22 protein-coding genes are annotated in these 21,663 nt (G+C 38.5%); 1 reads left to right on the top strand and 21 read right to left on the bottom strand.

Annotated features, from left to right (window positions below):
* Positions 1 to 55: 55 nt before the first annotated feature.
* The 5 genes from recG to V7124_RS00760 form a co-directional block, all read right to left on the bottom strand.
* On the bottom strand, positions 56 to 2,104 hold the full coding sequence (gene recG, locus V7124_RS00780) for an ATP-dependent DNA helicase RecG (RefSeq protein WP_335411685.1): 2,049 nt from the start codon (positions 2,102 to 2,104) through the stop codon (positions 56 to 58).
* Positions 2,101 to 2,985, bottom strand: coding sequence for an L-serine ammonia-lyase, iron-sulfur-dependent, subunit alpha (gene sdaAA / locus V7124_RS00775; RefSeq protein ID WP_335411688.1), 885 nt, complete (start codon positions 2,983 to 2,985; stop codon positions 2,101 to 2,103). Before sdaAA ends, recG begins: the two co-directional genes overlap by 4 nt.
* Positions 2,986 to 3,021: 36 nt before the next feature.
* Positions 3,022 to 3,684, bottom strand: coding sequence for an L-serine ammonia-lyase, iron-sulfur-dependent subunit beta (gene sdaAB / locus V7124_RS00770; RefSeq protein WP_335411690.1), 663 nt, complete (start codon positions 3,682 to 3,684; stop codon positions 3,022 to 3,024).
* Between the two features lie 88 nt (positions 3,685 to 3,772).
* Positions 3,773 to 5,455 (bottom strand): DAK2 domain-containing protein, encoded by a 1,683-nt coding sequence (locus V7124_RS00765; RefSeq protein ID WP_335411691.1) that lies wholly within the window; start codon positions 5,453 to 5,455, stop codon positions 3,773 to 3,775.
* A gap of 34 nt (positions 5,456 to 5,489) precedes the next feature.
* Positions 5,490 to 5,852 carry an Asp23/Gls24 family envelope stress response protein gene (locus V7124_RS00760; RefSeq protein ID WP_045515300.1) on the bottom strand — a complete coding sequence of 121 codons (363 nt, stop codon included), beginning with the start codon at positions 5,850 to 5,852 and terminating at the stop codon, positions 5,490 to 5,492.
* 247 nt (positions 5,853 to 6,099) lie between these two features.
* Between V7124_RS00760 and rpmB the strand changes: the two genes are divergently transcribed.
* On the top strand, positions 6,100 to 6,288 hold the full coding sequence (gene rpmB, locus V7124_RS00755; RefSeq protein ID WP_057769765.1) for a 50S ribosomal protein L28: 189 nt from the start codon (positions 6,100 to 6,102) through the stop codon (positions 6,286 to 6,288).
* A gap of 296 nt (positions 6,289 to 6,584) precedes the next feature.
* Here the strand turns inward: rpmB and spoVM are convergent, their stop codons facing one another.
* From spoVM to V7124_RS00675, 16 genes are all read right to left on the bottom strand, one after another.
* Positions 6,585 to 6,665 carry a stage V sporulation protein SpoVM gene (spoVM, locus tag V7124_RS00750; RefSeq protein ID WP_090758061.1) on the bottom strand — a complete coding sequence of 27 codons (81 nt, stop codon included), beginning with the start codon at positions 6,663 to 6,665 and terminating at the stop codon, positions 6,585 to 6,587.
* Between the two features lie 96 nt (positions 6,666 to 6,761).
* Positions 6,762 to 7,409 (bottom strand): thiamine diphosphokinase, encoded by a 648-nt coding sequence (locus V7124_RS00745; RefSeq protein WP_335411697.1) that lies wholly within the window; start codon positions 7,407 to 7,409, stop codon positions 6,762 to 6,764.
* Between the two features lie 52 nt (positions 7,410 to 7,461).
* The gene (gene rpe, locus V7124_RS00740; RefSeq protein ID WP_335485043.1) at positions 7,462 to 8,106 is read right to left on the bottom strand and encodes a ribulose-phosphate 3-epimerase; all 645 of its coding nucleotides are present in this window, start codon (positions 8,104 to 8,106) and stop codon (positions 7,462 to 7,464) included.
* Between the two features lie 2 nt (positions 8,107 to 8,108).
* Positions 8,109 to 8,990 carry a ribosome small subunit-dependent GTPase A gene (gene rsgA / locus V7124_RS00735; protein WP_335411703.1) on the bottom strand — a complete coding sequence of 294 codons (882 nt, stop codon included), beginning with the start codon at positions 8,988 to 8,990 and terminating at the stop codon, positions 8,109 to 8,111.
* A gap of 18 nt (positions 8,991 to 9,008) precedes the next feature.
* On the bottom strand, positions 9,009 to 10,967 hold the full coding sequence (gene pknB / locus V7124_RS00730) for a Stk1 family PASTA domain-containing Ser/Thr kinase (RefSeq protein WP_335485041.1): 1,959 nt from the start codon (positions 10,965 to 10,967) through the stop codon (positions 9,009 to 9,011).
* Positions 10,967 to 11,719, bottom strand: a complete 753-nt coding sequence (locus V7124_RS00725; RefSeq protein ID WP_335485192.1) for a Stp1/IreP family PP2C-type Ser/Thr phosphatase — start codon at positions 11,717 to 11,719, stop codon at positions 10,967 to 10,969. The genes pknB and V7124_RS00725 overlap by 1 nt, the downstream gene beginning before the upstream one ends.
* 5 nt (positions 11,720 to 11,724) lie before the next feature.
* Positions 11,725 to 12,816, bottom strand: coding sequence for a 23S rRNA (adenine(2503)-C(2))-methyltransferase RlmN (rlmN, locus tag V7124_RS00720; protein WP_335411706.1), 1,092 nt, complete (start codon positions 12,814 to 12,816; stop codon positions 11,725 to 11,727).
* A gap of 3 nt (positions 12,817 to 12,819) precedes the next feature.
* Complete coding sequence (gene rsmB / locus V7124_RS00715) at positions 12,820 to 14,169, bottom strand: 16S rRNA (cytosine(967)-C(5))-methyltransferase RsmB (RefSeq protein WP_335485038.1); 1,350 nt, start codon at positions 14,167 to 14,169, stop codon at positions 12,820 to 12,822.
* Positions 14,159 to 15,115, bottom strand: a complete 957-nt coding sequence (fmt, locus tag V7124_RS00710) for a methionyl-tRNA formyltransferase (RefSeq protein WP_335411712.1) — start codon at positions 15,113 to 15,115, stop codon at positions 14,159 to 14,161. The genes rsmB and fmt overlap by 11 nt, the downstream gene beginning before the upstream one ends.
* A complete protein-coding gene (gene def / locus V7124_RS00705) occupies positions 15,112 to 15,597 on the bottom strand; it encodes a peptide deformylase (RefSeq protein ID WP_335485035.1) in 486 nt (161 codons plus the stop codon). Before def ends, fmt begins: the two co-directional genes overlap by 4 nt.
* Positions 15,598 to 15,708: 111 nt before the next feature.
* Positions 15,709 to 18,120: a primosomal protein N' gene (gene priA, locus V7124_RS00700; protein ID WP_335485033.1), complete on the bottom strand. Its 2,412-nt coding sequence runs from the start codon at positions 18,118 to 18,120 to the stop codon at positions 15,709 to 15,711.
* Entirely contained in the window at positions 18,117 to 19,331 is a 1,215-nt protein-coding gene (gene coaBC / locus V7124_RS00695; protein ID WP_335485030.1) for a bifunctional phosphopantothenoylcysteine decarboxylase/phosphopantothenate--cysteine ligase CoaBC, read from the bottom strand. The genes priA and coaBC overlap by 4 nt, the downstream gene beginning before the upstream one ends.
* Positions 19,332 to 19,486: 155 nt before the next feature.
* Entirely contained in the window at positions 19,487 to 19,732 is a 246-nt protein-coding gene (gene rpoZ / locus V7124_RS00690; protein WP_335411721.1) for a DNA-directed RNA polymerase subunit omega, read from the bottom strand.
* The gene (gene gmk, locus V7124_RS00685) at positions 19,733 to 20,347 is read right to left on the bottom strand and encodes a guanylate kinase (RefSeq protein ID WP_335411723.1); all 615 of its coding nucleotides are present in this window, start codon (positions 20,345 to 20,347) and stop codon (positions 19,733 to 19,735) included.
* 11 nt (positions 20,348 to 20,358) lie between these two features.
* Entirely contained in the window at positions 20,359 to 20,622 is a 264-nt protein-coding gene (gene remA, locus V7124_RS00680; RefSeq protein ID WP_090758253.1) for an extracellular matrix/biofilm regulator RemA, read from the bottom strand.
* A 59-nt stretch (positions 20,623 to 20,681) separates the two neighbouring features.
* On the bottom strand, positions 20,682 to 21,557 hold the full coding sequence (locus tag V7124_RS00675) for a YicC/YloC family endoribonuclease (protein WP_335411727.1): 876 nt from the start codon (positions 21,555 to 21,557) through the stop codon (positions 20,682 to 20,684).
* Between the last annotated feature and the right edge of the window lie 106 nt (positions 21,558 to 21,663).

The raw sequence follows: 21,663 nt of genomic DNA, 5'->3' as shown, positions 1-21,663 counted from the left end.
GATTGCAAGAATAAGTTTTATTTCTTACAATCTGCTATTAGGTGTTTTCTAAAAATTAATCTAATTTCTCCCCATCTAAAACACCTGTATCATTGAGCTGAATTCTTAAATATTCATATTCCTTGGCATTCCAGAAAGCCTTGGACTGAATCATGATGGAAGCATCATTTCTAGCCGTTTCAAGTGTACGGTAATCATGAACCATGTCTGCAAGTTTAAATTCAGGTACGCCGCTTTGTTTTTTTCCAAAAAAGTCCCCTGGACCCCTTAATTCAAGATCCTTTTCACTTAAAACAAAACCATCATTTGTTTCGGTCATTATCCGCATTCTTTCCTGCCCTACCTCAGACTTTGGATCTGCTAATAAGATACAATAGGATTGATCACTGCCCCTGCCTACTCGGCCGCGGAGCTGATGAAGCTGGGAAAGGCCAAATCTTTCCGCATCGTAAATAACCATCATCGTAGCATTCGGAACATTGACCCCTACTTCTACGACGGTTGTCGATACCAAAACTTGTACCTCATTCATACTGAATGCCTTCATGATTGTATCTTTTTCTTCCGAGTGTAAGCGCCCATGCATAAGCCCAACCTTATAGCGATTCTGGAAGTAGTGCGTTAATGTAGTATACACATCGATTGCATTCTGAACATCTAGTTTATCGGATTCTTCAATTAACGGACATATAATATAGGCTTGATGACCTTTAACTAATTCCTTTTCTACAAAGGATAGGACACGATCCAACATATCTGGTTTTGCCCAGTACGTTTCTATCGCTTTTCTACCAGCTGGCATTTCATCGATGATGGATACATCCATTTCACCAAAGACAGTAATAGCAAGTGTTCGTGGAATCGGAGTAGCCGTCATGAACAGTACATCAGGATTCTCTCCTTTTTCTCGTAACACTTTACGTTGTTCGACACCAAAGCGGTGCTGTTCATCCGTTATGACAAAACCCAGCTTCTTAAATGTTACCTCATCCTGTATCAGTGCGTGCGTTCCAATTAATATATCCACGTTTCCTTCAGCTAAGTTTTGCAGAATATCTCTCCGGCGTTTTCCTTTAATTGAGCTGGTTAGCAATTCACATTTAAGTCCTAGAGGATCTAATAGTCCAGCAAGCGACTCAGCATGCTGTTCGGCTAAAATTTCCGTCGGTACCATTAACGCCCCTTGATAACCAGCTGTAACAGTGGCATATAAACCAATCGCTGCGACAACTGTTTTCCCAGAGCCTACGTCACCTTGTAAAAGGCGATTCATTCTGAGTGGTGACTTTAGGTCAGTTAAGATTTCCGATACGACCCGCTTCTGTGCATTTGTCAAAGGAAACGGCAAAGATTGAATGAAGGCATCTACCTTGGTTTCATGATAGTTTTGTTCAATTCCCGGTGAATGCTCCCGCTCAAATTTCCGTAATGCCTGCATTTTCAACTGAAATATTAAAAATTCCTCATAGACTAATCGACGTCTAGCCTGCTTTACTTCCTCCTGGTTAACAGGAAAATGCATCGCGTGAAAAGCTTCATAGCGGTTTAATAAACGATACTTAGTCACAAGAGATATCGGCAGAATTTCCTCAATACCTTGTCCGAATTGTTTAAAGGCAATTGAAATGAATTTCCGCATTCCTTTAGTTGTTATATTTCCTTTTAGTGAATATACAGGTTCAAACTCTTTACTTTTAGCATTTTGTCCAAGCTGCATTTCATTTGCCGTAACCGTTTGGCGATGTGCATCCCATTTACCTGTAACGGTAATGGTTTCGTTCATTACTAGTTTTGTCTTCAAATAAGGCTGATTAAAAAATACAACCTTAATGAGGTACTGCCCTACGAACATTCTAAACATGAGCTTTGATTTCTTTCGACCATAATAGCTAAGAGAAGGCTCACTATGAACCTTCCCTTCTATTGTAATTTTTTCTTCATGCTTTACATCCGTGAGTTCACGGAGTCTGTAATCTTCATATCGGTATGGAAAGTACTCTAATAACTCTTGAACTGTACTAATTTTCATTTCTGCTAAACTCTCAGCGGTTTCTTCTCCAATACCCTTTAATACAGTAACTGATTGTTTAAGATTTACGTTCACTTTACACGCGCGCCAATACCAAAGATCTTCGCTTCTAGTGCACGACCTGTCGGTGTTGCCGCCAACCCTCCCTGTGCGGTTTCTTTTAATGCTGTCGGCATTGATAGTCCAATCTTATACATAGCATCAATGACTTCATCACATGGAATTCTACTGGTTATTCCTGCTAAAGCCATGTCCGCAGCAACCATCGCATTCGCTGCACCCATCGCATTTCTTTTTACACACGGTACTTCTACAAGACCGGCAACAGGATCACAAACGAGCCCCAGCATATTCTTTAGAGTTATTGCCATTGCTTCAGCACATTGCTGTGGTGAACCGCCAGCCATTTCAACGATAGCTGCTGCTGCCATTCCTGAAGCAGAGCCAACCTCTGCCTGACATCCCCCAGCGGCACCTGAAATCGAAGCATTGTTCGCAACAACAAAACCGAAAGCACCTGCCGTAAATAGAAAGGCAATCATTTCTTCTCTCGTTGGGTTGAGTTTATTTTTCACCGCAAACAAAGTTCCTGGCACGACACCAGCGGATCCTGCTGTTGGCGTCGCACAAATTGTTCCCATCGCCGCATTCACTTCATTTGTTGCAACGGCTTTGCTGACGGCGTCAAGAATGGTTTTACCAGATAAAAAATTGCCCTTTTCAATATATTTTTGCAGAAGAACCGCATCACCTCCGGTTAACCCAGAATGTGATTTTACCCCTTTTATTCCGCGCTCTACTGCTTCTTCCATAACAGTTAAATTACGATCCATAAAGGCAAATACTTCTTCCCGGCTACGTCCAGTGACTTCCATTTCTTGTTCAATCATAATATCTGAGATCTTTTTATTTTTACTAATTGCAAGCTCTACTAACTCTGCAACATTACGAAACAATTGCCTTCCCCCTTGTTGTTTAGTGTCATTTTCTAGTTAATCCACTATCTTTGTTACCCTCAAAATATTGGGTAACTTTTCTAGTTCATGAAGGATATTATCTTCGATGTTTTGATCTACTTCAATGGTCATAAGTGCTAGCTTTCCTTTTTCTTTTCTTGAAACTTCCATATGACCAATATTTATCTCGTATTTAGCCAAAACATTAGAAACGTTTGCTATCGCACCAAAGCGATCATTATGGACGACTAAAATTGCGGGATGGTTTCCTGATAATTTAAGCTCAAATCCATTTAACTCTGTGACTTCAATTTTCCCACCGCCAATTGAAATTCCAACTAGCTCTAATTCACCCTTATCATCACCAATAATAACTCTAGCGGTGTTAGGATGGTCCGTTATCGCCTCTTCTTCGATAAAACGGAGTTTCATACCACGTTCCTTTGCAATATCAATCGCCTTAATAATCCTTACATCATCGGTATCAAAATCTAATAACCCGCCAATAATCGCAACATCTGTTCCATGACCTTTATATGTTTTCGCGAATGAGCCGTATAAAGAAATATTTGCCCATTTTGGCTCCCTTCCGAATAAACTTCTAGCGACTCTGCCAATCCTTGCTGCACCAGCAGTATGCGAACTAGATGGGCCAATCATGACAGGTCCAATTATGTCAAAAACGCTTCTATATTTCATTCGTAATTTCCCCCTAGGACAAATAGATCTATCTTAACATTTTATGCACAGAAAAAAGAAGGGTTTTTTCCCCCTTCTATTTTATCACTTATTCAATTGCAAAGATAAATGAATATAATGGTTGTTTTCCATTATGAAGTTCAACTTCAACGTCCTCGAAGTTCTCGCGGGCAAACGATACGAGTTGATTTACCTCGTCCTCAGTAACATCTTCACCATAAATAATGGTTAAAATTTCCGATTCCTCATCAACCATTTTTGAGAGTAAGTCTTCGGCTACTTTACCTTTATCTTTGTTTTTCACTATAATTTTCCCTTCAGCAATGCCCATGAAATCATCTTTCTCAATTTCTAACCCATCTATTTGGGTATCGCGGACAGCAAAGGTAATTTGACCTGTTTTGACGTGTTGCAATGCATCCGTCATCGCAGTTTGATTGGATTTCACATCACCAGCTGGATTGAATGCTAATAGTGCTGAAAGCCCTTGTGGGACCGTTTTTGATGGGATAACATAAATTTCCTCATCTGATACATCTGCAGCTTGTTGTGCTGCCATAATAATATTTTTATTATTCGGTAGAATAAAAACTTTTTTGGCATTCACTTCTTTAACGGCTTTTACGATATCCTCCGTACTTGGATTCATTGTCTGGCCGCCTTCAATTACTGCTTGTGCACCAATGCTTTTGAATAATTCCGCAATCCCAGAACCCATTGAAACTGTAACAATTCCATATTCCTGTTGTTCCTTCGGTACTGGTGGACGATCAGAAACTAATGGTGTATGTGTTTCACCAACAATATTAGAATGCTGTTGTCTCATATTTTCAATTTTGATATTAATCAAGCTTCCATATCTCTGCCCATAACTTAGGCAATTGCCGGGCTGTTCAGAATGTATATGTACCTTTACAACCTCTTCATCAGCAATAACTAGTAGGGAATCCCCAAACTTACTAAGATCATTTCGATAAACCTGTTCGTCAAATGGGTGCTTTGCTAATTTGGCATCTTCAAACTTAACCATAAATTCTGTACAATAGCCAAATACAATATCCTCTGTATTCATATGACTTTGGACACTTTTATGGTGTTCCGCATTGACCATATCATTCATAGAAGGATAGTTTTCAGGAGAATCGGGAAGCTTCTCTCCTTTTAATTCTGCAAGAAATCCTTCATAAACAAAGACAAGCCCTTGTCCACCGCTATCTACTACACCAACTTCTTTAAGAACAGGGAGCAAATCAGGTGTCCGCTTAAGTGATGCCTTTGCCTCTCTTAAAACTTCTTCCATAATCTCAATAATATCATCTGATTTCTGGGAAGCAGCTACACCGCTTTTGGCAGAATCCTTTGCTACGGTTAAAATTGTTCCTTCCACCGGCTTCATTACTGCTTTATATGCAGTTTCAACGCCAGAATCCAGTGCAGCAGCAAAATCTTTTGCGGAGATTGCAGCTTTTGTTTCAATTGCTTTTGAAAATCCACGAAATAATTGGGAAAGGATGACACCAGAGTTTCCTCTTGCACCCATTAGTAACCCCTTTGATAGAGCGATTCCTACTTTACCAATATGTTCCTGAACATTGTTTTTTACTTCCTTTGCCCCTGAGGTCATTGATAAATTCATATTCGTTCCAGTATCACCATCGGGCACAGGGAAAACGTTTAACGCATCGACCATTTTTGCGTTGGCACCTAAATGATTCGCACCTTGAATCACCATTTCTGCAAAACGTTTTCCATCTAAAGCTGTTATTGACACAAACTTTCCTCCTCACTTCCGGTCGTTCACGAACTTACGGGTTCGTCACACGAACTCCCTGCACGTAAATGTTTACCGAGTCAACGGCAAGTCCAACGGTCTTATCAAGTGTGTATTTTACTTTCGATTGCACATTATGAGCAACTTCAGAAATTTTTGTTCCATAGCTGACAATTATATACATATCAATATGTACTTCTTCATTCTCTTGGCGAACAATAACTCCGCGAGTAAAATTCTCTTTTCTTAAAATTTCCGTAAGACCGTCTTTTATCTGACTTTTTGAAGCCATACCGACAATTCCATAACAATCGATAGCGGCACCTCCAGCAATGGTGGCGATTACTTCATTAGAAATATCAATTTGTCCGAACTTGGTTTTTAATTCGATGGACATCAATCGTTCCCCCTTTTGGAAATTGCTCCTTGACTAAGGTCATTTTACTATAGTCAAGAAAAATATGAAAGTGATACTTTCATCAAACCTGTTTCTCAGCCAATTTTCAGGCATGTCAAGGTATTTTTCTTGAAAGGTTTATTAATCACTATTGCAATCAAACTTTTTGTGTGATAAATTATTAAGGTATCTTTAGACAATAACGTAAATGCTGTATAAAGCTTTGGGTATTAAGGAGGGAATCATTATGCCACGTAAATGTGTTGTAACTGGAAGAAAAACTACAACTGGTAACGCACGTTCTCACGCTATGAACGCTAACAAGCGTACATGGGGTGCTAACCTACAAAAAGTACGTATTCTTGTTGATGGAAAGCCTAAGCGTGTTTGGGTTTCTACAAGAGCGTTAAGATCTGGTAAAGTAGAACGCGTATAATATGTCTGGGCATCCTTTAAGGGTGCCCTTTCTTAATTATCTTACCCAATTCCTCTTAAAAATAGGCTGTGTTAAAGGGTATTGTTGTTTTAATAACCTGTTGATTTGAGCGGAAGGCGCTCGACTCCTGCGGGAGTACGGGGCAGGGGAGACCCCGCAGGCGCTACAGCGCCGAGGAGGCTCCCCGTACCGCCCGCGGAAAGCGTAGCGCCTGGAGCTCAAATCAACAGCCAAGTTTAACACAGCCTAAAAATAAAAAAGCACCCATATAACAGGTGCTTAGACAGTTACTCTATTCATTCTTTTTTAAATGCACCAATCATCGCTCGGACAAGTCCACCTAAAAACTTTGGCAGTTTAATTGTATAAAACTTCATTTATGTCCCTCCTCACCATCTCACACATCTAACTTCTCTCGTACGCCCTTACTATTTTATTCACACGGACGAAATCAGTACCACCATAATAAACGATTAATCATTACTTCTTATCACTAATAATATGCCTTCTGAAAATGAAAAAGTACCATATTCATTAATAAGTTCATTACTAATGCATAATGTGGATCCGATGGAAATATGACGATTTTGTAGCGGATATTTAAATCCATCAAGTGTAAGACCTTTTACATTAAGGGTTAGAGGAACAAAAGAAACATACTTTTTATCCACCCTTTCTTCAATTTTATAACTTCCCGGCCCTTTTAATGATAAAATATTTTGATTATCAATAAGAAAAATATTCATAACATTTGCTTCCATCAAAGGCTTAACCAATAAGTGAACATTCGCTAAAAGATGATCTAATCTCCCGCCAGTTGCCCCAAAAATTCGGATAAAATCTGGATTTTGTTCAATTGCCCAATTCAATGCAAGCTCCATATCTGTTTCATTTTTTTCAGGCTTAAACCTTTTCATTTCTTTTACATATTCTTCAATTACGGAAATTTCATGGTTAGAGACGGAATCGAAATCCCCAAAAGCAATCGATGGGGTAATATTCCTTTTGATTAGGGTATACACGCCTCTGTCAACACCAATCCATATCTCATCTCCACCAGTATATTCATTTAAATCAGGAAGAAGTTCCTCAGGACCTCCTGCTAAAATATTGATATGCACTCCATTGCCTCCTCATTGCTATACAAAAAGCCAGCACGATTGCTGGCCTTCTTTAACCTCTTATTAAGGATATAGCTGCTGCATAATCCTTTTGATTATAAATAGCAGAACCTGCCACTAGCACATTGGCCCCTGCTTCAATACATAATTTTGCTGTTTCTTGATTTACCCCGCCATCTATTTCAATCTCCATATCTCTTCCTAATGCTTCAGCCATTTCCTTTACTTTCTTGATTTTAGGAAGGACTTCAGGAATGAAGGTTTGTCCGCCAAACCCTGGATTCACTGACATTAATAATACCATATCAATATCTGCCAATATATGCTGAATGGTTTCTACAGGAGTAGCTGGGTTTAACACCACGCCTGCTTTAATTCCAAAAGATTTAATATGGTGAATAGTCCGGTGAAGGTGTCTGCAAGCCTCAACATGAACGGTAATATAATCCGCACCTGCTTTAGCAAAGCTCTCGATATATAGGTCAGGGTTTTCAATCATTAAATGAACGTCTAGGGGAAGCTTGGTAACTGGACGAATCGCTTCCACAATTAAAGGTCCTATCGTAATATTAGGAACAAAATGACCGTCCATCACATCGATATGGATATAGTCAGCTCCTGCACTTTCAACAGCAACGATTTCTTCACCTAATTTGGCGAAATCGGCTGAAAGGATGGATGGTGCAATTTTTACCATTATTAATACCTCGGCTTTCTATCTTTTATTTCTTGTAGGAAGTCAACATAATGCTTATACCGATATTGGGTTATCTTTTGTGATTCAACTGCTGCTTTCACTGCACATTTAGGCTCACTAATATGTAAACAGGCTCGGAATTTGCAATTTTCACTTTCCCTTGCGAATTCCGGAAAGCAAAAAGTCAGCTCTTCTGCTTCGATATTGGTGAACTCCAATGAACTAAATCCCGGGGTATCAGCAATGAGACCATCCCCGACACTAATTAATTCAACATGGCGGGTGGTATGCTTTCCTCTGCCTAAATGCGAGGAAATATCATTTGTTTTTAGTTCAAGATCTGGCCGCAATACATTTAGCAGTGACGACTTACCGACACCAGATTGCCCTGCAAAAACTGATATTTTATCCTCGACATGCGGATTTAAACCTTCAATACCCACTTCTGTTTCGGATGAAGTAAGTAATACTTCATACCCAATATCTCTGTATTGCTCAGCATATTCTGAAATTGCCTGTTTTTCATCATCATTGGTTAAATCCATTTTTGTAATACATATTAGTGGTTTAATATGGTTGTATTCGACAAGAACGAGGAACCGATCCAAAAGCACGGTACTAAAACTCGGCTCAACAGCAGAAAAAACAAGAATCGCTTGATCAACATTCGCAATCGGTGGTCGAACAAGTTCATTTTTTCTTTCCTTAACTTCCATTATATAACCCTCACGGTCATTCTCGGCCTGAAAAACCACTTCATCGCCGACAAGTGGTGTAATCTTGTTTTTTCGAAATACACCTCTTCCCCGGCATTGGATCATTTGACCATTACATAATACATAATAAAAACCACTTAATGCTTTTACAATTTTCCCCTCGGGCATAGCCACACTCCTTGAAGTTTATTCTAAATCTTGATAATTAAGCGTTTCTTGTGCAATAACCCTATCATCAAGTTGTACTCTGTAACCGCCTTTTCCATTGAATGGAATTTTCAATGTGATTGGAACTCTTGTTGTAGAAGTAATTTCAAAGTCTTCCGCAGGTTCTGTCATACTATGATTCATATCCTCAATATAAATAAGAACTCTCTGTTTTTGCCCTGGTACTAAGGGTTTGTACTCAATTGTGATATCTCTTGTTACATCTTTAGGCGGTTTTTCTTCCTTGCCTTTTGAAATAACAACAGAAACCTTGTCACCCTTTTTCAATTCCGAATTAGGCAGTGGTAACTGTGAAATAATGCTGCCCTTAGAAATCAAATCATCATACTTTTCTTCTGAAATTTCAAATTTAAGCCCAACAGAATCTAAATATTCCTGTGCACCCTTTGTGCTGTATTGTGTTAAATCTCTTAAGACGACCGGTTCAGGACCCTTACTTACTTCCAATTTTAAAATAGTTTCATCCGGTATTATTTCTTGCCCGCCTTCAGGCGATTGACTAAGAATTGTACCAGCCTCACTATCATCAAAAACTTCAGTAATATCAATGTCTTTAAAGTTTAGATCCTCCAATAGACTACTTATATCATCATAGTTCTTTTCAACATAATCTTCTAGCTCTATCATTTCCTTACCAGAACTTACAAATATTTTGACAGATGTATTTTCTTTTACCGTACTTTCAGCTTCAGGACTTGTTTTGATGACTTTTCCCTCTTCAATTTCATCATCAGGTATCTTTTCTTCCTCGCCAGCCTTAAGCCCGGATGCTTCCAATTCAGCAATTGCTTCTTCTAGTTCCATCCCGCTGATATCAGGTATGCTTACATCTTTAGGTGATAATAAGTCTGGTAAGACTGTAATGGTGAATATTCCTAGCAATACTAACAATAAAAAGGTTGAAATTAAAATAATAGGCCACTTTTTACGTTTTTTTTGTTTTTTTCCCTTTTTTGAAGCATCATCAATGCCTTTAGTTTGACTATGTACTAATGTCTCGTCAAGATTTTGGAACGGACGATCATTCGTAATTACTGGTATTGCTTTTGTTGCTTCATCATCAATAGGAATAGCAAATTTTGCTTCGTTTATTCTCTCAGAATCAAGCGCGGTTCTTAAATCATTTTCCATTTCATCTACACTGTTATACCGATGAAAAGAATCCTTTGCTGTTGCCTTCAAAACAATATTTTCAACACTTTGTGGAATGGTCGGGTTCCATCTTCTAACAGAGGGAGTTTCCGATTGCAAATGTTTCAGAGCAATGGAGACAGCGGATTCACCTGAGAACGGCAGTCTTCCTGTTAATAATTCGAACATGACAATTCCTAAGGAATAGATATCAGATTTCTTATTTGCCATGCCCCCGCGTGCTTGTTCTGGTGACAAATAATGAACTGAGCCCAGAACGGAATTCGTTTGGGTAATGCTTGTTGCACTTAATGCCATCGCAATTCCAAAATCAGTAATTTTCACATTACTAAACCGGTCAACAAGTATATTTTGAGGCTTGATATCCCTGTGAACAATATGGTTTTGATGGGCGTGTGTAATAGCAGATGTTAGCTGTTTCATGATTTCAATCGTTTTTTCTACCTGTAAAGGTGAATTCTGTTGTATGTATTGTTTTAATGTTTGACCTTCTACATATTCCATCACAATATAATAAAGATCATCTTCTTCACCAACATCATAAATGTTTACGATATTTGGGTGTGCTAAACTTGTAGCAGATTGGGCTTCTCTTCGAAACCTGCGTATAAATTCTTCATCATTTGCAAAATCAAGGCGCAGCATTTTAACTGCAACATCACGGTCAAGAATCATGTCGTGGGCTAAATACACGTTAGCCATACCGCCTCCGCCAATCATTTCCAAAACTTTATATCGACCGCTTAAACGTTTTCCTATCAACATTATTCATCACCCTCGCTGAATTCAGAAAACTCCACAATTGCAAGTGAAATATTGTCCTCGCCGCCATGCTCATTTGCTAAAGAAATCAGTGTTTCTGCCTTTTTATCTAAATTAATGTCATTCTTAAGAATTTCAGCCATTTCTTCTTCACTTACTTTGTTAGAAAGACCGTCAGAACATAATAATAGGTTGTCCCCTTCTTCAAAAGTAATCGTTTTAATATCAATGTTTACAGTCTGTTCTGTTCCCAGAGCGCGCAAGATAACGTTTTTTCTTGGATGATGTTCGGCATCCTCTTTTGATATTTGCCCTGTCCGAACTAATTCATTAACTAACGTATGATCTTCAGTCAATTGTTGAAATCCCGATTCATTTAATATATAACAACGACTGTCACCTACATGGGCGATGGTTGCAAATAGATTTGTTGTAATCACCGCTTCAATGGTTGTACCCATTCCTTCACATTCAGCATGATTATTTGAGTGTTCAAACAAATCCCTGTTTACTTGTACTATTTTTGATTTTAACCATTCTTCTGCTTGATCTGCGGTTTGAATCCTTTCAGATTCCTCCCACATTTCTTTTAATGCAGTTAATGTCATTGAGCTCGCAACGTCACCTGCACGGTGACCGCCCATACCATCTGCTACGATGGCAAGGCGCTGTCCGTCATTGTTAATAAATATACCAACACTATCTTCGTTATTCTTTCGAATTCTCCCTACGTCTGTCTTATATACAGCTTTCAATGCTGTCACCTCGTCTCTTCTTTTCGCTCCTTTGCACGAAGTTGTCCACATGCTGCGTCAATATCGTGACCTTGCTCCCTGCGAATTGTAACATTAATACCACGATTTTTAAGTGCTTTTTCAAACGCAAAAATTTTATCCTTCGGGGTACGAACATAGTCTCTTTCGGGAACATAATTAACGGGAATTAAATTAACATGGCATTTTAATCCCTTCAACAGGTCGGCTAACTCTTCCGCATGTTCAACAGAATCATTTACACCGCCAAAGAGTCCGTATTCGAAGCTAATTCTACGCCCCGTCTTATCGATATAATACCTTACAGATTTCATTAAGTCATCAAGTTTATATGCCCTGTTGATTGGCATTAACCGTGATCTTATTTCTGTGTTCGGCGCATGGAGTGATATCGCAAAATTAATCTGCATATCCTCGTCTGCAAATTGATAAATCTTTGGAACAATTCCACTTGTTGAAACCGTAATATGACGTGCTCCAATGTTAAGCCCTTTATCATGATTAATTATTTTGAGGAAAGACATCATATTGTCATAGTTGTCAAAAGGTTCACCAATCCCCATGATAACAACCGAGCTGACCCGCTCATCTGTTTCATCAATGGCCTGCTGCACTGTTACAACTTGCGAAACAATTTCGCCTGCCTCTAAGTGACGCTTAAGACCGCCAAGCGTTGAGGCACAAAAGGTACATCCAATGCGGCATCCAACTTGAGTTGTTACACAAACCGAATTACCGTAATCATGGCGCATTAAGACCGTTTCAATCGAGTAACCATCATGAAGCTCAAACAAAAATTTAATGGTACCATCCGAGGAAGTTTGTTTTATTACCGTTTTTAATGTAGTAATTTGAAAATTCTCGGAAAGTTTTTCCCGTAAACTTTTTGATAAATTATTCATGTCCTCAAATGAAGTGATCCTTTTTTTATATAGCCAATCAAAGATTTGTTCTGCTCGGAATGGTTTTTCACCATTAGCAGCTAGCCAATCCTTGATTTCATGAAGCTCTAGTGAATAAATAGAAGTTTTTTTAGTTTCCAATGTTGTGTTCGTCTCAGTTGTATTTAGTTGTTCCAACTGTTACACCTTCTTTCTTAAGCATGCGATAAAAAATCCGTCCGAGCCCAAATCTTGCGGGAAAATTTGCAAAGTTCCGCCTGATACCAGCGGTTGGATTGGCTCGGGCAATCTATCCTTCATCGTACTATCCAAATTAAATTCCGGATGACCTTGTAAAAACTTGCTAACAGCATTTTCATTTTCCTCTTTATCTACTGTACACGTACTGTAGACAAGAATTCCACCCTTTTTCACTAATGGTGAGACGGCGTCTAGTAAATTCTGCTGAATCGTACTTAATTGATAAATATCTTGCTCTTTTTTTGTGTATTTCATATCTGGCTTTCGTCTCATGACTCCAAGTCCTGAACAAGGAGCGTCCAGCAAAACTCTATCAAAAGATTCTTTTTCTAAATGGTCTCCGGCATGTCTTGAATCCATTACCATTGTCTTTATGTTACCCAAACCTAAACGGCTGGCATTAGCATTAATTAATTTCACTTTGTGTTCATGTAGATCAAGCGAGTACACTACCCCAGTCAATTCCATTTTCTCAGCAATATGGGTACTTTTCCCTCCTGGTGCTGCACATGCGTCGAGAATTTTTTCATTCTTATCAGCGGCTAATACATAAGATACTAGCATTGAACTTTCATCTTGAATGGTGATAAAACCTTTTTTAAATGCTCTAGAAAAAGCTAAATTTCCTCTTAATGCCCTAATGGCTTCTGGAATTATCGGGCTTTTTTCAACTTGGAAGCCTTCTTCATCAAGATCTTCAATACATTCTCGGACTGACGTTTTTGTTAAGTTAACTCTGGCTGTTTGAAGGGGAGCCGTCAAGTTGACTTCACACATTTCTTTTGTTTTTTCATAACCAAATTGATTAACCCATCTTGTAACTAACCATTCTGGGTGACTCGTTTCGATTGATAATCTTTCTACTGGATCACTAACTTTATCCATTGAAGGGAGGCCTTGACGCTGAATATTTCTTAGTACACCATTTACCATTCCAGCAATTCCCTTGTGACCACGCTTTTTCGCAATTTCTACTGCCTCAAAAATGGCTGCTCTGTCTGGAATCTTATCAAGGTAAACCATTTGATACAGGGTAATCCGTAGTAATTGAAGCACCCAATTTTCCAGTTTTTTGGTGTTATTAATAAACGGTTTTAAAAAGTAGTCTAGTGCCATCTTTCTTTGTAAGGTTCCATAGGTTAATTCAGTCAATAGGCCAATATCAATTGAGGTCAGCTTATTTTTCTCAATCGTACTATTTAGCAATAAATTACTATATGATTGGTTCTTTTCTATTGTTTCAAGTAAATCCATTGCTGCTTCACGCACATTTTTTCTTTTATTGGTCATTAGGTTCTCCTAGTCTGCTGCCAACAACGATTTTCGAACCTGCACCTCTGTAAAACTCCTCACTTGTCATTTTGGTTTTACCAGCTGGCTGCAGTTCTTTTATCTTGATAGCTGTTTCATTACCTGTTGATACGGTGATACCATCAGATTCGTTTTTTATAATCGTACCTGGGAGCTCATTTTTTACCCCGGTTACCTTCACAGACTGCCATACTTTTAATGTCTGACCCTCAAGTGTTGTAAAAGCTACTGGCCAAGGGTTTAATCCTCGAATATGATTATAAACTTCTTCTCCCGTTTTAGACCAGTCGATTCTTTCCTGATCCCTTTTAATATTATAAGCAAACGATGCTTCGTCATTATTTTGTGGGATAGAGGTTAATTTACCTTCTAGTAGCTTAGGAAGTGTTTCAGATAATAATACAGATCCTGCTTCACTAAGTTTACTATGGAGAGTTCCAACATTATCCTCTTCGGTAATCTCAACCTCTGCCTGTGTTAAGATATCACCTGCATCAAGCTTTTCTACCATGTACATTATGGTTATACCTGTTTTCTTCTTTCCTTGGATGAGGGCATAATGAATAGGTGCTCCACCGCGAAGTTCTGGAAGAAGAGATGCATGGACATTAATACACCCATACGTTGGAGCTTCTAAGATCTCATTTGGCAATATTTGTCCAAAAGCAGCTGTTACGATTAAATCAGGCTTCAAAGCTAGAATTTTTTCCATTTCATCTTTTTGGCGAATTTTTTCAGGTTGATAAACTGGGATTCCGTGCTTTAATGCTTCGACCTTGACAGGTGGAGGCGTAAGGATTTTCTTTCTTCCAACTGGTCTGTCCGGCTGAGTAACCACACCAATCACTTCGTACCCATCATCAATAATTTTTCGTAACACAGGTACAGAAAAGTCAGGTGTACCCATAAAAACGATTTTCGTCATTCTATTTCTACTCCTTTTAATTCATCTTCTGTGAGATATCGACTAACCTTTGTCGTGAATAATATCCCATCTAAATGGTCAATTTCATGTTGGATTGCTCGTGCGAGAAATTCCTCAGCTTCAAGAGAGTATTTTTTACCTTTGCGATCATATGCTTCAATCTTTACATAATTTGGTCTAGTTACTTCGCCAAAAAGATCTGGGAAACTTAAACAGCCTTCTGGTCCCGTTTGCTCGCCAGCTGTTTTGATAATGCGAGGATTAATCATTTCTATCGTTCCTAGCTCATTATCAATATCAACGATTGCAATTCTTTCATCAATTCCAATTTGAGGGGCAGCCAGGCCGACACCGTCGTATTCAATCATCGTGTCATACATATTATCAAGTAATTTTGCCAGTTTTTTATCAAATTTCTCGACTGGTCTGCATTGTTTTTCAAGTATTTCTGCTGGGTAGGTAACGATTTTTTGTATAGCCAAGGTGTTCCTCCATCTGGATGTAGTTGTCCGATTCTTTTTTTATATTATTACTATTCATTTTCACCCAATTTACCTTATCATAACCTTTTATATCAAGGTTTTTTGGGTACTTTACATTAATATGAACGGGTTCACGTCAATGGAAACAAGTAATCCACTTTTCGGATCGGCCTGATACTGGTCAAGAATAGTTTTTAACGTCTTAGTAAGTTCAGGTTCTCGCTTATATTTAATTAAACAATGATAGCGGTATCGATTTTTTATTCGAGGTATTGGTGATGCAGCAGGTCCTAGGACAACGGCTTGATTTGAAAGGCGAGACCTTACAAAGGCTGCAATTTTTTCTGTTGCCGATACCACATTCATTAACTGTTCATGGCTAATGGTGATTAATGCCAAATAATAAAAGGGAGGATAGTGATGAGCTTTTCTCATCATCATTTCACGATTATAGAAAAGGTCAAAATCCTGTGTTCCAGCCAGTTCTACACTATAATGTTCAGGTGTATAGGTTTGGATAATGACTTCACCAGGTAACTCATGGCGTCCTGCCCTTCCACTAACTTGTGTTAATAATTGAAACGTTTTTTCCGATGACCGGAAATCTGGTAAATGAAGCATTGTATCTGCTGACAAAACTCCAACAAGTGTTATGTTCGGAAAGTCTAAACCTTTTGCAATCATCTGGGTCCCTAAAAGAATATCTGCTTTACCTTCATGAAATTCCTTTAACAGTCTTTCATGCGAGCCCTTTTGTCCCGTTGTATCCACATCCATACGAACCACTTTAGCCTCTGGAAGAATTTTACCAAGCTCATCCTCAACCTTTTGTGTGCCCGTACCAAAATAGCGGATATAATCACTTGAGCACTCAGGGCATTGATTAGGGACATGACTATCGTAACCGCAATAATGACATTTCATTTGTTCTCTAACCCTATGATAGGTTAAAGAGATATCGCAATTTGGGCAATTCATTACATACCCACAATCCCTGCACATAACAAATGAAGAATGACCGCGTTTATTCAAAAATAATACAGACTGTTCTTTTCTTTCGATTCTTTCTTTCAGCAATTCAAATAACTTTCTCGAAAACATGGAGCGATTCCCAGCTCTAAGTTCTTCACGCATATCAACAATCTCTACCGCAGGAAGTGCTCGCTGATTCATCCGATTTGGAAGAGATAACAGTTTGTACACCCCTTTTTGAGCTCTAGCAAATGACTCAAGCGCTGGTGTAGCACTCCCGAGTACGACTGGACAGTTGTTTTTTTGTGCCCGTTCAATTGCTACCTCTCGTGCATGATAGCGCGGCATTTCTTCCTGTTTGTAACTTGTTTCATGTTCTTCATCGATAATAATAATGCCCAGGTTTTCAAAAGGAGCAAAAATCGCAGATCTGGCACCAACGACAACTTTAACTTCTTTCCGCTGAATTTTCCGCCATTCATCATATTTTTCACCAGCTGAAAGTCCACTGTGCATAACAGCTACTAAGTTGCCGAACCGACCCTTAAAACGATTTACCATTTGTGGTGTTAGTGCGATTTCTGGAACAAGGACAATCGCTTCTCTGCCTTTTTCAATTACATCCTGAATAGATTGCAGGTATATTTCTGTTTTTCCACTGCCTGTAACACCATAAAGTAAAAAAACATGATGGAGTTTATTTTCAATTGAATCTAGAATTGGTTCAATTGCTCTTTGCTGGTCAGCGGTTAAAGGTAAGGGTTCCGTGCGAGTAAAAGACCGATTTTCATAAGGATCACGATAAGTTTCCATGTCCTGTTCCGAAAGAAGTCCCTTTTCTACCAGAACTTTAACGGTTGCTGCTGAGATGTTTAAGACCGTTAACAAATGTCTAAGTTCAATAGGTTCTGGATTCTTAACAAAATACCTTAATACTTCTTTTTGTTTTTCAGCTCTTACTGGTAAGTTATTGAGTTCTTCTTCTAAGTCCGCAGAAGGGAGAAGCGGAGTAACCACCTTTAAAAACTTTTTCTTTAACTTTCCTTTAACAATATGAATCACTTCTAAATGGCCTTTGGATGCTTCTCGTTGGAGCATTGGAACTAGCCCCAACTTCAAGGCATCATCCCAAAGTATTGCATCCTCATTCTTAAAAAGTTCTTGAAGCTCTATTGGCAATTCAGTTGCCTTTACACCCAAAGACAGCTTTACTTTCTTTTCATATTTCGCTTTCAAGGCTGCAGGCAGCATCGCCTGAAAGGCATTAATTTTGAAGCACAAAGTATTTTCAGTCAGCCAATTGCCAATTTCTAGTAACTCTTGGTTAAGAACGGGTTTTAAGTCCATCGGCTCACAGATTTCACGAAGCTTTTTAAATTCTGATTCAGCTTTTATCTCGGTTACAAATCCTTGGATTTTCCTAGGACCAAATGGAACAATCACTCTCATTCCAGGTTGAATGGTATCGATCCATTCAGCTGGAATTAAATAATCAAACGATCTATCTGTTTGTTTGGCTGGCACATCCACAATAACACTGGCAATTTTCATTCTTGTTCCAAATCCTTTGGTAAAGCAGCTATTTCTTCGATAATTTTTTCAGCAACTTCTTTTTTTGACATTAGCGGCAGCTCTATTTTACTGCCATCTCGTTTTATTAACGTTACAATATTTGTATCCATTCCAAATCCAGCGCCCGGTGATTTTACATTATTAGCTACAATCATATCGGCATTTTTAGTCTGTAATTTTTTTCTCGCATATTCGTCAACATTTTCGGTTTCAGCAGCAAACCCAACTAGAATCTGCTCCTTCTTCAATGTCCCCAGCTCAAACAAAATATCCTTTGTTCGTTCAAGTTCAATTACTTGGTCCCCTGGCTGTTTTTTCATTTTATGGTCAAAGGAAACCTTAGGGCGATAATCCGCAACTGCAGCAGTTTTTATAATAATGTCGGCATTGTCATAGTTGTTCATCACTGCGCGATACATCTCATCCGCACTCTCAATCTCAATTAACTCCACACCGGATGGTGGAGATAAATGGACAGGTCCAGAAATCAAAATGACCCTTGCTCCTGCATTCTTCGCAGCTTCGGCTAAGGCGTATCCCATTTTCCCAGAGGAATGATTGGTGATAAAACGGACGGGGTCAATTTTTTCTCTTGTAGGACCAGCTGTGATTAGGACATTTTTCCCTTTAAGCTTCAAGGAGTTTTTTTTCAAAAAATGTTGTTTTATCAATTCAACAATTTTCTCAGGTTCCTCTAAACGACCCTTTCCAACATAGCCACAAGCCAGATAGCCTTCACTTGGTTCAATAAATTGATAATGGTATGATGACAAAGTTGCAATATTCTTTTTCACCGCGGGATGGTCATACATATGAACATTCATGGCGGGAGCAATCCAAACTGGAGCAGTTGCTGCAAGTAAGGTAGTTGTAATCATATTGTCAGCAATACCATTTGCAAGCTTTGCAATCGTATTTGCTGTTGCAGGTGCAACTACGATTAAATCTGCCCAATCAGCTAAATCAATGTGAGCAATCACAGTCGGATTTTTTTCATCGAAGGTGTCCGTATATACTTCATTGCGGGAAAGTGCCTGAAAAGTTAAAGGGGGAACAAACTTTGCTGCAGAATCACTTAGTATTACTTTGACCATTGCACCTGCTTGAACAAGTTTGCTTGTTAATGCAGCTGCTTTATAAACAGCTATTCCACCTGTTACACACAATAATATCTTTTTATTCATCGTCAAATATCCCCCACTTCTAATCCATCAGTATCTATTCTTTTATTATGCTAGAATTACATGATTTTTTCATCTTTTACAGCTCTTTTTCGACAAAAATGTCTTTTAAATTGGAAAAATAAAAAGGCTGACATCCTGCTGCTGTCAGACCTTTCTGATTATTACTTGCCTATTGAGCTGTCTTTTCCGTAAATAGCACCTGTTTCTGATTTCTTAGGAACCCGATAGGTTAGCTCCCCACTGTATATTTCTTCCAGAGCCTTGCCTACATGCTTATAGGAAACATATTTTGGTAATCTTTCATCCTTTGTTTGCTGCATGGATCTGGCACGTTTAGCTGCAACCGAAACAAGCGAGTATTTTGAATCTATTTTATTAAGTAATGAATCAATAGAAGGATATAACATTTATTCAACCTCCAGTAATTTTTTATATCTGTATTCCACACGTTCTCTGCGACAATGTTCAGCAACAACAATAGCTTTTACCCGTTCACAAGCCATTTCTACTTGATCATTTTCTACGACATAATCATATAATTCCATCATTTCAATTTCCTCACGTGCAGATAACATCCGATTATTGATTAACTCTTCTGTTTCAGTTCCCCTAGTAACGATCCGATTCTTTAACTCGGACAGACTTGGGGGCATCAGGAAGATAAATAAACCTTCCGGAAACTTTTCCCTAACTTGTCGTGCACCCTTTACTTCGATTTCTAAGAAAACATCTTTCCCAGCGTCTAAGGTTTCACGGACATAATCCACAGGTGTACCGTAATAATTACCGACGAACTCTGCATACTCTAAAAGTTTCCCTTGTTCAATTAAAGTTTCGAATTCTTCTCGTGACTTAAAGAAGTAATCTACCCCATTAACTTCACCTGGACGAGGCGCGCGGGTTGTTGCTGATATTGAGTACTCAAAAGCCGTGTCAGGATGAGAAAATATTTCTTTTCTAACGGTTCCTTTTCCGACACCTGATGGACCAGAAAATACGATAAGCAATCCTTTTTCCTGCATTTTCTATAATCCTACCCTTCATCCATAATTTCATCACGGTCTGCCAGTCGATGGGCGACCGTTTCAGGTTGTACAGCAGAAAGAATAACATGGTCACTATCCATGACAATTACTGCACGTGTACGTCTTCCGTATGTAGCATCAATCAATGATCCCCGATCTCGTGCATCTTGGATAATCCTTTTTATCGGTGCAGATTCAGGGCTTACAATTGAAATGATCCGATTGGCAGATACGATATTTCCAAATCCAATATTAATCAACTTAATCGACATGATTATCATCCAATCATCAATAATATATTTTTGCCGTGTCTAACAATTCCTAAACACATTTATTCAATGTTTTGAACTTGTTCTTTCAGCTTCTCAAGCAAACTTTTAATATCTACTACTTTTTTAGTAATCGTTGAGTCATTTGCTTTTGAACCAATTGTATTCGCTTCTCTATTCATTTCTTGTACAAGAAAATCAAGCTTTCTTCCAATTGGCTCTTGGTCGTTTAATGTTTGGTTAAATTGCTGTACATGGCTTTTTAACCTCGTTAATTCTTCATTAATATCAATTTTATCAGAGAATAATGCCACTTCGGTCAATACGCGCGTTTCATCAAATTGTCCCTGGACGAGTTCCGCTATTTTTTTCATTAACCGTTCTCTATAGGCTGAAACAACAAATGGAGCAATTTCTTTTACTTCATCAATATTTGTATCTAATTGTTGTATAGAAGTATGTAGATCCTTGCTTAGCTCTACTCCTTCTGTTACTCGCATTTGTTTACATTGTAAAACTGCTTCCTCTGTTGCTCTAAGGACTAAATTTTCTAATTCTTCGGTGCCTGCATCCATTTCTTCGATATGTAAAAATTCCTGGCGTGACAATACATCTTGAAGTGATAGATTTCCTTCAATATTGAATTTTTCGCGTGTTTGATTGATAATCATGTAGTACTCTTCAAGCAGTTTCCAATCAACCTGGATTTTTCTTGTAACCGTACCATCCCCTTCTATCATTATATAAACTTCTGCTCTGCCACGACGGAGATGCTCATTCAATTTTTTCTTAATCTTATCTTCAATCTTTAATAGCTGTCTAGGCATCCGAACATTTATTTCATTAAAACGATGGTTGACTGTTTTTACTTCTACATTTACAGAAAAAGAGGCTGAAACAATCCTGCTTCTCCCAAAGCCCGTCATACTTATAACCATTAAGTACACTCCAATCTATTGAAGATGAGCAATTATGTTATGTATAGTATATTGTATTATTCTGGTAACTAACAAAAGGTAATAGAGTCATCTCTACTACCTTTTG

The organism is Neobacillus niacini, assembly GCF_036961885.1.
In the GTDB taxonomy this organism is placed as follows: Bacteria; Bacillota; Bacilli; order Bacillales; family Cytobacillaceae; genus Neobacillus; species Neobacillus niacini_H.
Note: the sequence above shows the minus strand (reverse complement) of the source record. Positions and strands in the feature narration are given on the sequence as shown.